Below are 15,287 nucleotides of genomic sequence, written 5' to 3' on the forward strand. Positions count from 1 at the left end.
CCTTTCTTTTCCCAATTTATTTTAAAGTAAATACCACACTATTTTCCGTCGTGCTGCTGTTGCCGATCATCACCGTAAAGGTACCCGGCTCGCTGCCGAAGGTTCCGTCGAGCCGGTAGTAGCGCAGATCCTCTTCGGTAATATAGAACGTAACCTCCTGCTCCTCACCCGGGGCAAGCTCTACTTTCCGGAAACCTTTCAGCTCTTTCACCGGACGAACCACATCGGAATAATCATCGCGGATGTACAGCTGAACAACCTCGCAGCCTGCAGCATCACCGGTATTCTTCACGGTTACTTTTGCTGCAATTCTGCCATTCTTATCCATCTCGTTCTGGTCAAGCACGACATCCGAAACGGCAAATGTCGTGTAGGAAAGACCATAGCCGAACGGATACAGCGGTGCATTCGGAATGTCAAGATATTTGGAGCGGAACCGCTCTTTCATGCCCGGCAGATTCGGTCTTCCGGTGGAATACTCGTTGTAGCTGACCGGTGCCTGGCCCACGCAGTACGGGAAGCTCATCGGCAGCTTGCCGGACGGATTTTTCTTTCCGGTCAGGACATCCACAACAGCGCTTCCGCCCTCGGTTCCCGGGAACCATACCTCGAGAATGGCTTTTGCTTTAACGCTGATTTCCCGCAGATCCAGCGGGCGGCCGTTGAACAGAACGACAACCACATTCGGGTTGACGGCCAGCACTTTGTGGAACAGCTCCATCTGGATTTCCGGCACATCGATCATGGCACGGCTGGTCGCCTCGCCGCTCTGCAGATAATGCTCACCCATCGGCATGACCACGAGATCGGCCTCTTTTGCTGCCTGTAGTGCGCTCTGCTCCATGGCAGCAAGCTCTTCCTCACTGTATTTTTTCGGTGTCGTCTCGGTAAATCCGATCAGCTCCACATCGTTTCCGATAACCGGGCATCCTTCTGCATACGTGGTGCGTGATGCGTCGAATACTTTCTCGGCTGCTTCCTGAATCGTCACGCAGTCCTTGCTGTCGCCGGTGAAGGACCAGCTGCTCTTGATTTCATGATTGTTGGTATACGGGCCGACAAATGCGATCTTTTTCGCAGTGTCGAGCGGCAGTACACCGTCGTTTTTCAGCAGGACGAAGGATTCCTCCGCTGCTTTTTTCGCCAGTGCACGATGCTCCGGGCAGAGGTTGTATGCTTTCTCTTTCTCGGCATCCGCATCTTTATATGGATTTTCAAACAGTCCCAGTTTGTTTTTCAGCTCCAGAATCCGCAGGCAGCACTCGTCAATCAGATGCTCGTCCACTTCACCTTCTTCTACGAGACGGCAGAGGTTTGCGGCGTAAACGGATGTCATCATATCAATATCCACGCCTGCCTCCAGCGCTTTTTTCGCTGCATCGGCGGCATCTTTCGAGCTTCTGTGGGCAACGGTTTCCAGAATGGCTGCAAAGTCAGAAATCAGCACGCCGTCAAATCCCATCTCGCCGCGCAGGATATCGCGCATCAGCCATTTGTTGGTGCTCGCCGGAACGCCGTTGATCGTGTTAAATGATGTCATCACCATCGCTGCGCCCGCATCAATGCCTGCTTTGTATGCCGGAAGATAGAATTCACGGAAGGTATGCTCTGAGAGCTCTACGGTGTTGTAATCTCTTCCTGCGACTGCTCCGCCGTAGCCTGCAAAGTGTTTGATGCAGGAGGCAACTTTTCCCGGTGTTTTTAAATCATCGCCCTGGAAGCCTTTTACGATCGCCTCGGAAAAGCGGCTGTTCAGGTACGGATCTTCGCCTGTGGATTCCACAACGCGGCCCCATCTCGCATCGCGCACAAGGTCAACCATCGGAGAAAAGGTAACGTGAAGTCCGGCCGCGGATGCTTCTTTTGCGGCTGCAGACGCGCACTCGCCGGAGAGCTCCGGATCAAAAGTGGCTCCCTGCGCCAGCGGCGCCGGGAAAATGGTCTTCATGCCGTGAATGACATCCATCATGAACAGCATCGGGATGTGATGCGGCTGTTTTGCCATGTAGTCATCCTGCAGTTTTTTCATCGTATCGGCACCGGCTGCACCGAGAATGGAACCGGCCATCTCCAGGTCCTCTTTTCCGATTCCCATGTCATTTGCCGGGCCGGTCAGGACGCTGTTTTCATCCCCGAGGTAAAATGCTCCGCTTAACTGAAGCATCTGATCTACTTTCTCTTTCAGCGACATATCCGCCAGCAGTTTTTCCAGATCTGTCTGTTTCATTGAAAAACCTCCCTGTTGTTATTTTCAGAATTTTCCTGTTTCTTATATCATTTGTTTCTATTTTACGGCATAACTCTGCATAAAACAATCACTTTTTTTGACCTTTTCCTCAACGATTTTAACAAAAGAAGCGGGTTCCGCCGTTTTTTGATTTTCGGCAGAACTCGCTCCCTTTTTTATAATTTAATTCCTTTTAATGCTGCGGCAAACGCATTGTTCACCGGCTCTTCGGCCTCTTTTTTCTGTTTCTTCATATAAGCTGCCACATCGCGCTTCGTCACGCCGCCGCCCTCTTTTTTGCGGCGCTCTTGGAATTTTGTCATGCGCTCTTTGTGGCCGCAGGCGCAGACAAACGTCGCATCCTCGCCCTTTCCGATCATCTCCATGCGCTTATGGCAGACCGGGCATCTCGCATTCGTCGTGCGGGAAACCGTCTCGCGGTAGCCGCACTCTCTGTCCTGGCAGACGAGCAGTTTTGCGTTCTTTCCATTCACCGCAAGCAGCCGTTTTCCGCAGTTCGGGCACTTCTTGTTCGTCAGGTTGTCGTGGCGGAACGTTCCCTCTTCCGTCTTGATCTCATCGATCAGTTCCACCGTGTAGCTGCGGATCTCCTTCATAAACACATCGCGCCGCTTCTTTCCCTTTGCAATGTCGTTTAACTGCATCTCCCAGCTTGCCGTCAGCTCCGGCTTTTTCAAATCCGCCGGAACCAGCTTCAGAAGCTGGCGTGCTTTCGAGGTCAGATAGATCTCATTGCCTTTTTTCTCCAGCAGAAAGCTGCGGAACAGCTTCTCGATGATATCCGCACGGGTCGCAACCGTTCCAAGGCCGCCCGCCTCACCGATCGTTTTTACCAGGCTGCTGTCGCGGTTTTCCATGTAGCGGACCGGATTTTCCATCGCGGAGAGCAGCGTGCCTTCCGTGAAGCGTGCCGGAGGTTTTGTCTTTCCTTCGCGGAGACTGATCTTCGGCTGCCCGATCTTCATGCCTGCCTCCAGAAGCGGCAGATTCTGCTCCCGCACCTCTTCTTTCGCCTCATCCTCTTCGTCGTACCGGTTATCCTCGTACGCCTCCTGCCAGCCTTTCTCGACCATGCGCTTTCCGCGCGCAGTAAAGCATTCCTTTTCGATGGAAGCCTGGATCACCGTCTCTTCATATACACACGGCGGCAGCAGTACCGCAAGAAAACGGCGCACAACAAGATCATAAATGCGGCGCTCCTCGTTCGAGAGTGCGGATAACTGCACGTACTGCTCCGTCGGGATAATGGCATGGTGATCGGAAACCTTCGCATCATTGACAAAGGAGAGCTTTCCGTTCAGCGGACTGCGCTTCGCCTGCTGGGCCAGTGCTTTGTACGGGCCGATGCTGACCGCATCCAGCCGCTCTTTTAACGTCGGCACAATATCTTTCGTCAGATACCGTGAATCTGTCCGCGGATACGTAAGGACTTTATGGGTCTCATAGAGGCTCTGCATCAGATTCAGCGTCTGTTTTGCCGAATAGCCGAACCGTGCGCTCGCATCGCGCTGCAGCTCCGTCAGATCGTAGAGCAATGGCGCTTCTTTCTGCTTTTTCTTCTTTTCTACGTTCTGTAAGACAAGCGGATACCGTTTTGCCTTCTCTGCGATCTGCTTTGCCTTTTCCGGATCGGAGATTCTTGTGCCGCCCGATTTTTCATCTTTCCAGGTGTAGACCACACCGCCCGCCGCGGCCGTCACCGTGTAATACGGTTTCGGGACAAATTCACGGATTTCCTGCTCGCGCTGTGCGATCATGGCAAGTGTCGGCGTCTGCACACGGCCGCAGGAAAGCTGTGCATTGTATTTACAGGTCAGCGCCCGCGTCGCATTGATGCCGACGAGCCAGTCCGCCTCGGCACGGGAAACGGCAGCGCGGTAGAGATTGTCGTACTCTTTCGCATCCTTCAGATTGGCAAAACCCTCACGGATCGCCTTGTCCGTCACAGAGGAAATCCAGAGACGCTTACACGGCTTCTGGTTATGTGCTTTGTCGAGAATCCACCGCGCCACCAGCTCACCCTCGCGTCCGGCATCGGTTGCAATGACAATCTCATTCACGTCCTTCCGCGCAAGCTGTGTCGTCACCGCATGGTACTGTTTTCCCGTCTGCGGAATGACCTTGATCTGCAGTTTTTCCGGCATCATCGGCAGAACTGCCATATTCCATTCCTTATACTTTTTGTCATAGTCTTCCGGATCTTTTAACGTCACCAGATGGCCGAGCGCCCAGGTAACGATATACTTGTTTCCCTCCAGCGCTCCGTTTTCTTTTTTGCTGCACCCCAGTACGCGCGCAATGTCGCGTGCCACGGATGGTTTTTCTGCAATTACCAGAGTTTTCATAAAATGTCTGCTCCTTTTATAGCTCTTTATACTGTTTTACAATTTCCTCCCGGTCTTTTCCGAGAATGAAGTAATAATCAATCTGTCCGTCCCCTGCGGTGTGAAGATACGTTCCAAACGTCCGTACATTGCACAGCAGTGCCGTCCGGGACGCGGCGGCCGCAATGCCGTAGCCGCGGTTCGAAACAAGCAGCGGCATCCGCGCCTGCTTTCCGCCAAAAGAGACGTAGCGCGCCTTCGCGGTCAGATCCAGCCACTCGGTCGAAAGAATGCCTTTTGCTTTCAGCTTTTCGGAACCGCTCCAGTCGAAGAACGTCCATGTCATGCCGCCGTCGATCATGCGCGGCTCGTCACGCTTCTCGGAAAGGATTGGTTTGTTGTCCGGCGTCAGTAACTGCACCGCGCCGTCCTTTTTTTCTACCATGACGCGCAGCTTTTCCGTCTCGACCAGCACCGCCGTCTTCGATTCTTTCGCACTCCACGGAAACGCGGTATCTGCCTTCGGCTTCCAGTACGTGTCCTGCACTTTTGCGGTCACACCCTTTACGAAACTGATGCGGATCACCTCCGGCGTGATCGGGGTGATGCGTAAGATGCCGTACATGCTGGCAATCTCAACCGCCGATTTTCCTTTCTTCGCCCATTTCACCGCACACTTGATCTTCGAATGGCCCTTGATGCGCAGCAGCTCGTTTTCCGGGATTGCACCGAAAGCGTAAGGTGAGGTATTCAGGCGCTCCGTCTTCTCGGCTTCTCCTGGTACCATACCTGCTCCGCCCGGTCTTTTTGCACTCTGCACTCCGGCCGTGCCCGTTCCATATTGCATTTCTGTCTGTGTTCCTGCACTCCGTCTGCTTCCCGGCGCTTTGCCGCCTGCCTTTCCATGATAAGCCGCACCAGCAAAAATAGATGACACCCCTTCCGGTGCACGCTGCTGCATTGTCTTTGCGGCAATTTCTTCTCCCGTTTCTGCCGCACCCCTCCGCGTTGCCGTACTGCCTTTTGCCATCACCGCTGTTCCGGTCGTGCTTGTATTTCCAGGCGCCATTCCCGGCCTCTGCTCCGGCTTGATCACAATCCGTTTCGGTCCATGGCTGTTCCGCTCGTCCATCTCCTGAATGCCGATCGCGCGGTTCTCCTCACGCGCCTCCTTCTGCGTCAGCGAAACCTTCTCATACTCTTTCGCCTTCGTCAGCGTCTCCATGGCAAATTCCTGATTGTGACGGCCCTTCGGCGCTTCTTTGGCAAGGATTCCCGTCAGTTCTCCTGTATACAGCACCGCCAGCTCATGCAGTGCCCGCGTCGCCGCCACGTAAAGCAGCTTCACCTGCCCGTCATTTTCAGGATATTTTTCTTCCGTCGGATCAAGAAGCAGCACCGCATCGAACTCAAGACCTTTCGTATATGCCACCGGGAGCACCATCACGCCCTCGCCGAACTCTGCCGTCTCGAGATCCTCCTCCACAACCGGCACGTATTGTTTCAGCTTCCGCGCCGTATCCGCCGCTTCTGCCTCATCCCGGCATACAACGGCAATCGTCTCATATCCCTGCGCCTGCCATGTCTTGATTGTCTGAACACCCGCGGCGAGCAGCGCCGCTTCATCGTCAAATGCTTCTTTCCGCACCGCCGTTCCGTGCCGCAGCACCGGCTCCACCGGATAGATCGCAAAGTCCCCATGCCGCAGAATCTCGTTTGCAAAATCGGAGATCTCCACCGTATTCCGGTAACTCTTCCGCAGAACGCCGAACGCATCGTACGTGCCGGTCAGAATCAGCTTTTTCAACTCCTCCCAGTCGTTCAGGCCGTAGGAAAAATGGATATTCTGCGACGTATCTCCCATAATGGTATACGTACAGTCACGCAGACAGTAATGAAGCACCTGGTACGCCATCATCCCGAAATCCTGCGCCTCGTCGATGACCACATGGCTCGCCTCGCGCACGGGATCGTTTTCCTTGATCCTCTTATAGAGGTATGCCAGCGCCGCCAGATCATAGACATCAAAGGAGTTTTCCGGCACTTCCACCGCTTTTCCTTTCTCCTCCTGCTGCTCCAGAAACTGTAAATAGAGATCAAAAATGGATCCCCGCCATTTTCCATCTCCAAAATATTTCTCGTATTTCCGCTTCAGCGCCTTTTTTTCGCGCGCCGGAAACGTCACTTCTTTTCCCGAAACCTCGTTCTCAAATTTTGCCAGCAGGATCTCGTTCAGCATGCACATCTTTCCTTCCATGGAAAGTGTGGACTGCTCCCTGCAATAGTTATCAATATACTCGGCGTCCAGAAGCAATGTTCCCGTTTTTTCCAGCCGCACCGGCTCCCGCGGAATCTGCTCTGCCTCGTACGTACGGCAGAAATTTTCCAGATCGAAAAACCAGCCGCTTCCGCCCTTTATGCTGTTTTTCTCATCCGCGCGGTCGATGGTGTGTACCGTGTACTTTTCTTCGTCCCAGTCCTCGTACAGAAGCCGGATGAAAAGCTGCTCCATCGTCATCTGACGGATGCCGTACACATCGAGTTCCGGCAGAACGCTGGTAATGTAGTTCAGCAGAATGCGGTTGCTTCCAATGATATAGAAATCCTCCGGCCGGAAGTCCTCCTCGTAATTATAGAGGATGTACGAAATCCGGTGCATCGCCACCGTCGTCTTTCCGGAGCCAGCCACGCCCTGTACGATCAGATTCGTCTTCGGGGATCTGCGGATAATGAGGTTCTGCTCCTGCTGGATCGTCGCAATGATCTCACCGAGCACCGCTTTTTTGTTCTTCGCCAGATACTTTGTCAGCAGCTCATCGTTCGCTACCACATCGGAATCAAAAAAGTCTTTCAGATGGTCATTTTCAATCTCATACGTCCGCTTTCTTTTCAGATCAATCGAAAAAGTACCCTCTGAACTCACCGTATAGCTGCACGGCCCGGTGCTGTTCTCATAATAGACGGAGGAAATCGGCGCCCGCCAGTCCAGCACAACCGGTTCCGCCTTCTCATCGGAAATGCCGACGCGCCCGATGTAATAGGACTCTAAAAACGAAAGCCGCGGATCCTGAAAATCAATCCGCCCGAAATACGGCTTCTTTCTCGCTTTTTCCAGCCGCGCCATGCCGTGCTGGTACGCATTCAGCTTCGCCGTCGCGTTGTTCCAGAGCGCCAGGCCTTCCGCCTCTTTTGCGTCGTACGTCTCCATCAGATCCGCCAGGTCCTCATTCGCCAGCCGGATATCCGCCTTCGCCTGTTCCAGATTCTGCTCGGCAATCCCGATCACCTTCGCAAGCTGTGCTTCCTCCTCTTCCCTCGTAAGTCCGGGAATCTCTGATTTTCTGATGCTTCTTTCCAGTTTCTCTTCTTCCACTTTGTGCCTCCTTTTTTACGAAAAACTTCTTCTACATCAGCCCGTTCTTTTGATTCTCTTATTTCCATCCCAATAGACTTTATTTTACCATGCACACGTCTCCCCGGCAAGATACTTCACCCGCTTTTTCGTGCATCAAAAAAGACACCATGCATCTTACACACAGTGCCTTTCCGACTTTTTTTCTTACTGAAGGTAATCCTTAAATTTCTTTTTAAATGCTTCGATATCGTTCGTATGGGCTTCCACAACCGCATCCGGGTTTCCGGCGATCATCAGGACACTCATCAGGGATTTCGCATCAAAGACGCATCGTCCTATTTTTACGTCAACGTCGTAATCCAGGCGTTTCACCATATTTACAAATTCTTCTACACTCTCTACTTCATCAAACTTTAACGGTAACGAAATCATATTTTCTGCATCCTTTCTGCTTTTTGGTCTTTTTTTCATGATTTTGAATTCTTTCTTTTATTTCCTTCAAAATCGGTCAAAAGCTTACACGATATCCCTTTTTTGCTGTTTTTTCTGAAAGTAGTAATGAAATCGCCTTCATTTTCGACTGACACTAAAATAGCATACATCTGTCTCACTGCAAATATCCGTTTTAGACAAAATTCGACGTAGTTTTACAGCAATTTGCTCATATGTTCCGTCTGATTCGTTAAGTTGTTTCTTTTCCGGCACTTTTTTCGTCTGATCTGACGGGCCGGAAGGCCTTACTTGAGAATCACTCTCATGAAAAGTTATTCGCTGAAAATAATATTTCGGATCTTCCGGGACAGGGTGTACGTTCCGGCATCTTTTTTCTGGGTCATCATCAGAAATGTCATATTCTGCTCCGGCACGACTTCCATGTAGCATCCAAGCCAGCCGTCCCAGCCGAACTCACCCTTGCTTCCCAGCGTTACCGCACGCGTCGGATCTACCAGAACACGCATCAGATTTCCGTAGGAAAATCCTTCCAGGCCGATCCAGTTATCAAAGCCTGCCTGCTGTACTGCGCTTAATGTGTGGCCTCCCAGAAATTTTACCGTCGCCGGACGGAGAATCTGTACACCGTTGTATGTGCCGCCGTTCAGCAGCATCTGCGTAAATTTCGCATAATCGTCGATGGTAGATGCAAGGCCTGCTCCGCCTGCCTCATATGCCGGGCGGTACGCCATATCGTTCTGAATGCCAAGGTTATTGTCCAGATAACGGACGGACGGCTGTCCCTCCCTGCAGTCATACACCTTCGCCAGACGATCCTGCTTTTCTGCCGGAACCCAGAAATCGGTATCGTTCATGCCGAGCGGCTCGAAAATTTCTTTTTTCAGAAAATCCCCAAAGCGCATGCCGCTTGCCACCTCAATCACCGCACCTACGACATCCGCCGACGTTCCATAACTCCAGGACTGGCCCGGCTGATACAGAAGCGGGACTTTTCCAAGACGGTTTGCAAATTCTACTGTACTGATCGTTCCGCCGTTTTCTTCCTCAAGTCCGTGGATCACCTCCTGAAAAAGTTCATCGGTCTGCCGTCCCGTCTCATCCGTTCCGCCGTACGTCAGCCCGGATGTCATATTCATAATATCCTCCAGAAGGATCTCCCTCTCCGCTTTTTCTATCTTCCCATCCGCTGTACATACAACCGGGTTCCGGAAGCCCGGCAGATACTTGCTGACCGGATCCGCCAGATCGACGATTCCGCGCTCTACCAGAATCATCATGGCCGTCGCGGTAATCGGCTTGCTCATGGAGTAGAGACGGAAAATATTATCGCGGGAAACCGGCTTTTTTGCTTCGATATCCGCATATCCGCTCTCCAGATAAACCTGCTCCTCTCCGTCTTTGATCACCATCAGAAGACAGCCCGGTGTCTCTCCTTTTGCAACGGACGCATCCATCACCTGCTGCAGTCTTTTCTTTATCACCTGTTCCATGGTATGTCCTAACCTCCATCTAAATTTCATTGTTTTTTCCTATTTTACCTCTCTTTTTGCCCCCTGTCATCTTTTATCTTGCTTTTCTTCTTCTATCCTCATTGTCTTTTTTTCTGAAATCTTACAACTTTTCTGAAATTAAGAAAAACCATCAAAAACCATCATTGCCCTATTCCGAAAAATATGCTATTCTATATGTATATATATTTATGAATCTTCAGCTATTTAGAAAAACGAGGTGAACATCTTGCTGAAAACGAACGAATCCGCAGAAAATTATTTGGAAACTATTTTAGTCTTAAGTCAGAAAAAACCCGTTGTACGCGGTGTTGATATTGCAGAAGAACTTGGCTTTAAAAAATCAAGTGTCAGCGTTGCCATGAAAAACTTAAGAGAAAAAGAGCAGATCCGCGTAACGCCGGAAGGCTACATCTACCTGACCGACAGCGGACGCGCGATCGCAGAGATGATCTATGAGCGCCACCAGCTCCTCTCCCGCGGCCTGATGAGCCTTGGTGTTGATGAGCAGACCGCCACGGAAGATGCCTGCCGCATCGAGCATGTCATCAGCCAGGAAAGCTTTGAAGCGATCAAACGTCATCTGCACATGACTGCCGAAAAATAAACATGACAAAGAAAACGCTGCCGGAGTTCTCTTCTCTCCGACAGCGTTTCTCTTTCCGCCCGAAAGTCTCCCATTTCTTTGCCGGAGCCTTTCGGGTTTTCTTTTTACAGCATAAAAGTATACGTTCCGCTTCCCAGTTCCACGGTATCCGCCGGATCCTGCGTGTTTTTAAACAGGGTTGCCGTTGTATTGACCGGAATCGTAACCTGATACTCTATTTTGTCACCTTTCCGCTCCCATCCGGCAGAAATCACGCCGTACGGGCTGTCTACGGAACCTTTCATAAACTCGAGCGGGCCCGGCTGCGGTTTCAGCAGAATGTGCTGATAACCCGGTTTTGTCTCGTCTCTATGGATACCAAGTCCCGTGTGATACAGCCAGGAAAGAACGCTTCCGAGAGAATAATGATTGAACGAGTTCATCGCATTCTGTCCGCCGAAGCCTTTTTCCTTCGTGTAGGAATCCCAGTGCTCCCAGATCGTCGTCGCTCCCTGGGTCACCGGATACAGCCACGACGGGAATGCCGTCTGCAGCATCATCTTCCAGGCATCCTCCACAGCGCCCTGCTCGGTCAGCATCTGGTTCAGAATACCCGTTCCAAAGAATCCCGTTCCGACCGTATGGCCGATCGCTCTCGTCTTTCGGATCAGATGCTCTCCTATTCTCTTTCTGTCTTCTGCCACACCATAAGACAGTGCAATTGCATACGAGCACTGCGTATCACACAGCGTTCCGTCCGCATTGCAGGTCTTTCCGGAATCCGGAAGTACAAATGTCTCATTCCAGAATTTCTTCACCTTCGCAGCAAGCGCCTCATACTGATGCTGCTCCTCTGTTCTTCCGAGCGCATCGGCAATCCGGCTCATCAGATCGGCTTCTTTATAATAGAATGCATTCCATAAAAGCAGCAGATCCGTCTCTTCCGGTGCCAGCCAGTCGCCAAGCGGTCCGATCGCCGGATTTACCTTCGTTCCCGGCAGACCCTTATCCTTCATATAGTCCATATATTTCTGCATGCCAGGATAAAATTTCTCCAGTGTGCGGATATCCCCATACTGCTCATACAGTTCCCACGCCATAAAAATACTCGCACACTCATACGTAATGCCGCCGAATCCGCCGCCCACCGGTGCAATCTCCGGGTACTGGCCTTCCGGTGTCTGCAGATCACACATCGCCTGCAGGTTCCGCTCATAGAATTTCTTCAGGCTGCTGTTGTTGAGCGCCGTATGGCAGAAAATATGCGTATCGCCCGCCCAGCCCATGCGCTCATTTCTCTGCGGGCAGTCGGTCGGAATGTTGATAAAGTTGCATTTCTGTGACCAGGAAACATTCTCGGCAAACCGGTTCAGCAGTTTATGGCTACTCGTAAGGCTTCCATGGAATTCCGTCACAGAAGAATACTGAAGACTCTCTACTTCTTCCAGCTCCGGCGCATGCTCCACACCGCTGATCTCAATATAGCGGTAGCCGTGGAAGGTAAACTTCGGCTGGAACACCTCTTCCCCGCCGCGGCAGATATAAACATCCGTACTCGTCGCATCCCGGTAATTTTCCAGCATCATCGTGCCTTCTTTTCCGGCATACTCCGGCAGATCCGGATAAAGCACCTCCGCATAGCGGATGATGATCTTTGTGCCCGCCTTCTCATGCAGTGTAATCCGCGGTACACCAGCCATCTCCTGTTCCAGATCGTAGAGATACACACCCGGGAACAGCTCTTTTCTCGTCTTTGCCGTTCTCCGGTCCACAATCCGCACCGGCGCATCGTACTCACCGATATATTCCGGCTTCTGCTCATGAACCGCCGGCCAGGACCGTCCAAAGCCCGGCATCGTGCAGAACTCTTCGATCATGACGGTATCCACAACAACTGGCTTTTCCCAGGTGCTGTCATCAAACTCCGGCAGAGAATAAGTTTCGTAAACCTCTGCCCGGCGCGCATCGTACTGCTCTCCGGCAAAGTAGCTGGAAAACAGGTAAGGACCTTCTCCGAAATACTTCCAATCCTCGGTATTTGTTCCAAAGACCTCGCGGCTGCCGTCCTCGTACTTCATGACAACCTTGGCAAGCAGACTCTCCTTGTCTCCAAAGTAATTGAAGTTCTTCACCACAAAGGTCTGTGCCTCGCTCCACCAGCCCGATGCCAGCGTCACGCCGATTCCGTTTCGGCCCGGTTTCATCAGCCCTGTGATATCGTATGTCTGATAGTTCATTCTGTGGTCATACTGTGTCAGACCCGGACGCAGCAGATCTTCCGTGATCTCCTGTCCGTTGATCCGGCAGTCGTAGATACCGCGCGCAGTAATATAAAGGCGTGCCGATACCAGTTTTTTCTCTTTCTGGCAGGAAATACACGACCGCAGCATTGGAATTGAATGATGGGACGGATCTGCCGTAATCTGGCTGTCTTCTACTTTAAAGTATCCGTTTTCCACCGGAATCTGATCCGCAAAGATACTTTTTCCCCCATCCAGCCGTCCTTCCGGCGTCTCACGAACAATTTCCGCGGATGGTTTTCTTACGTTTCTTACGGTCAGATTCTTAAAATATCCTGTCGTCCCTTTTCCTGCATAAAATCCGATCTCATTCAGTCTCGGATACGGCAGCACATCGTTATTTCCTCTCGGATTCAGCTGGCGGCCTGATACTTTCGTTCCAAAAAATCCATGCTCTTCAATGGCATCCACGAGGATGCCGTCGACATAGGCGTATGCCACATTGCCGTCAACCTCTACGGTCAGCTTATGAAAGGCATTGGCATTCTCTGGTGTCAGGATTTCCTGTGTTTTCTCTTTCCAGTTGACCAGTTTCGTAACGGCAAACGGTTTTTCCGCTGTATCCTCCGGCGCATAGCCCACGCGGTAAATTTCGAGGCGTGCATCTCCCTCCTCAAGGCACACAGCATAACGGATATAGTTCTCCCCTTCCATGCCAAGCTCATTTTTCGTATGATCGTTCAGACGGAAGTCATTGGCTCCAAAGACGATACCCGCTTCTCCCTTCCCGCCTTCCATCCGAAATTCACTCTCGATCGTAAAAACACCGCGGTTTTCCGCGCATACCGTCGCATGCGGTGCGCCGATCCACTCAGCTCCCTCCCATGCTGCATACAAAGAATCCATAAGGCCTGTCTCGAAGGAACTTTCTGCTTCTGCTTTTCCGCCGTGGTTATCCCACACCTCTGCTTTTACCTCATATTTGGTACAGGGCTGCAGTGCTTCTCCTTCATAACCAATCCCTGTTGATACGCCGGTTTCCATTTTTCCGCTGTCCCACACAGTATCTTCTCCGGTGCGCACAACGATCCGGCATGCGCTCTGCATCAGATTCTGTTCTCCTTCTTCTGCCGTCAGCAGCCAGGAAAATGCCGGTTTTTTCTCATCCAGCCCGATCGGTGCCATCTGATCTTCAATCAGAATTCTCTCTATCTTCATTTGGTAACCTCCCATTGCAAGTTTTGCCTTCTTTGCTGATTGTATTATACCGTCCAGCAGCTATTTCTGTTAAGATCAGTTTTTGCCCAAAAAAGCGTCTTTATTTGCATCTTTTCCGGTGTTATAATAAAGAAAATTACGAAAGAGAGGTACCATCAAATGAAAGTATTATTAATCAACGGAAGTCCTCACGCAAAAGGCAGCACTTATACTGCCCTGCACGAAATGGAAAAAGTCTTTACAGAAAATGGTATTGAGGCGGAAATCGTACATATCGGAAATAAAGATATCCGCGGCTGTGTTGCCTGCGGTGCCTGTTCCAAGCTCGGAAAATGTGCTTTTTCCGATATGGTAAATGAGGTTGCTCCGAAATTTGAAGAGGCTGACGGCCTTGTTGTCGGAAGTCCGGTTTATTATGCATCTGCAAATGCAACACTTATTGCTTTTCTTGACCGGCTGTTCTACAGCACACACTTTGACAAGACCATGAAAGTCGGCGCTTCGGTTGTCTCTGCACGCCGCGGCGGTCTTTCCGCTACCTTTGATGAGCTGAACAAATACTTCACCATCTCCGGCATGCCGGTTGCTTCCGGCCAGTATTGGAACAGTATCCATGGAAATAATGCGGACGAGGCGCAGCAAGATCTCGAAGGCCTGCAGATCATGCGTACCCTTGCACGGAATATGAGTTTTCTGATGAAGAGCATCCAGCTCGGAAAAGAATCCTTTGGTCTTCCGGAAAAGGAACCGCGCGTCGGCACAAACTTTATCCGTTAATTTATCTGTTAAGCAAGATGCCGTCTTTCAGACTTTTTTCTATGTCTGGAATACGGCATCTTTTATAGCTGGAAGAAATTTTATACACGAAAAAAGCCTGCTTCCGCAGACTTTTTAAAGCGACCCGGATCGGGATCGAACCGACGACCTCCGCCGTGACAGGGCGGCGCTCTAACCAGCTGAGCCACCGGGCCAGACATATACAGAATATAAAATATAGAACTAAAGTGGACCTTCAGGGACTCGAACCCGGGACCGACCGGTTATGAGCCGGTTGCTCTAACCAACTGAGCTAAAGGTCCAAAGAGCCGATGATCGGACTCGAACCGATAACCTGCTGATTACAAATCAGCTGCTCTGCCAATTGAGCCACATCGGCATACATAACAAATATTTTATATTCAGTGACTCCGACGGGAATCGAACCCGTGTTACCGCCGTGAAAGGGCGATGTCTTAACCGCTTGACCACGGAGCCATATTTACTTTTTGAAAGAACTGACCTGTAAGAGTTTCTTACAGGTCGCATTCACTCCCCGAGTTGGGCTCGAACCAACAACCCTTCGGTTAACAGCCGAA

Annotated in this window: 8 protein-coding genes and 4 tRNA genes; 2 read left to right on the plus strand and 10 right to left on the minus strand. The window is 51.2% G+C overall.

Annotated features, from left to right (window positions below):
• Window positions 1–16: 16 nt before the first annotated feature.
• The 5 genes from bglX to DXD02_RS07110 all read right to left on the minus strand — a co-directional run bounded on the left by bglX (window position 17) and on the right by DXD02_RS07110 (window position 9,870).
• Window positions 17–2,227: a beta-glucosidase BglX gene (gene bglX, locus DXD02_RS07090; RefSeq protein ID WP_118666620.1), complete on the minus strand. Its 2,211-nt coding sequence runs from the start codon at window positions 2,225–2,227 to the stop codon at window positions 17–19.
• 176 nt (window positions 2,228–2,403) lie between these two features.
• Complete coding sequence (locus DXD02_RS07095) at window positions 2,404–4,593, minus strand: DNA topoisomerase III (protein WP_118666621.1); 2,190 nt, start codon at window positions 4,591–4,593, stop codon at window positions 2,404–2,406.
• 16 nt (window positions 4,594–4,609) lie between these two features.
• A complete protein-coding gene (locus tag DXD02_RS07100) occupies window positions 4,610–7,945 on the minus strand; it encodes a 3'-5' exonuclease (protein WP_243108242.1) in 3,336 nt (1,111 codons plus the stop codon).
• 186 nt (window positions 7,946–8,131) lie between these two features.
• Window positions 8,132–8,359: an HPr family phosphocarrier protein gene (locus tag DXD02_RS07105; RefSeq protein WP_147326098.1), complete on the minus strand. Its 228-nt coding sequence runs from the start codon at window positions 8,357–8,359 to the stop codon at window positions 8,132–8,134.
• A gap of 332 nt (window positions 8,360–8,691) precedes the next feature.
• Window positions 8,692–9,870, minus strand: a complete 1,179-nt coding sequence (locus tag DXD02_RS07110; RefSeq protein ID WP_118666622.1) for a serine hydrolase domain-containing protein — start codon at window positions 9,868–9,870, stop codon at window positions 8,692–8,694.
• Between the two features lie 250 nt (window positions 9,871–10,120).
• On the opposite strand from DXD02_RS07110, the gene DXD02_RS07115 reads away from it, so the two are divergent.
• Window positions 10,121–10,495 carry a metal-dependent transcriptional regulator gene (locus DXD02_RS07115; protein WP_055221737.1) on the plus strand — a complete coding sequence of 125 codons (375 nt, stop codon included), beginning with the start codon at window positions 10,121–10,123 and terminating at the stop codon, window positions 10,493–10,495.
• 104 nt (window positions 10,496–10,599) lie between these two features.
• On the opposite strand, the gene DXD02_RS07120 is transcribed toward DXD02_RS07115, so the two are convergent.
• Window positions 10,600–13,932: an alpha-L-rhamnosidase gene (locus DXD02_RS07120; protein WP_158581237.1), complete on the minus strand. Its 3,333-nt coding sequence runs from the start codon at window positions 13,930–13,932 to the stop codon at window positions 10,600–10,602.
• A gap of 159 nt (window positions 13,933–14,091) precedes the next feature.
• Here DXD02_RS07120 and DXD02_RS07125 point away from each other — a divergent pair, with 159 nt between their 5' ends.
• The gene (locus tag DXD02_RS07125) at window positions 14,092–14,709 is read left to right on the plus strand and encodes a flavodoxin family protein (RefSeq protein WP_022461984.1); all 618 of its coding nucleotides are present in this window, start codon (window positions 14,092–14,094) and stop codon (window positions 14,707–14,709) included.
• Between the two features lie 120 nt (window positions 14,710–14,829).
• On the opposite strand, the gene DXD02_RS07130 is transcribed toward DXD02_RS07125, so the two are convergent.
• From DXD02_RS07130 to DXD02_RS07145, 4 genes are all read right to left on the minus strand, one after another.
• A tRNA-Asp gene (locus DXD02_RS07130) sits at window positions 14,830–14,903 on the minus strand.
• Window positions 14,904–14,937: 34 nt separating this feature from the next.
• Window positions 14,938–15,011 (minus strand) — tRNA-Ile (locus tag DXD02_RS07135).
• 4 nt (window positions 15,012–15,015) lie between these two features.
• Window positions 15,016–15,088: transfer RNA gene (locus tag DXD02_RS07140), tRNA-Thr, on the minus strand.
• 26 nt (window positions 15,089–15,114) lie between these two features.
• Window positions 15,115–15,186 (minus strand) — tRNA-Glu (locus DXD02_RS07145).
• Window positions 15,187–15,287: the final 101 nt, after the last annotated feature.

The sequence above is a fragment of the Blautia sp. TF10-30 genome (assembly GCF_003481245.1).
Lineage (GTDB): Bacteria > Bacillota > Clostridia > Lachnospirales > Lachnospiraceae > Fusicatenibacter > Fusicatenibacter saccharivorans.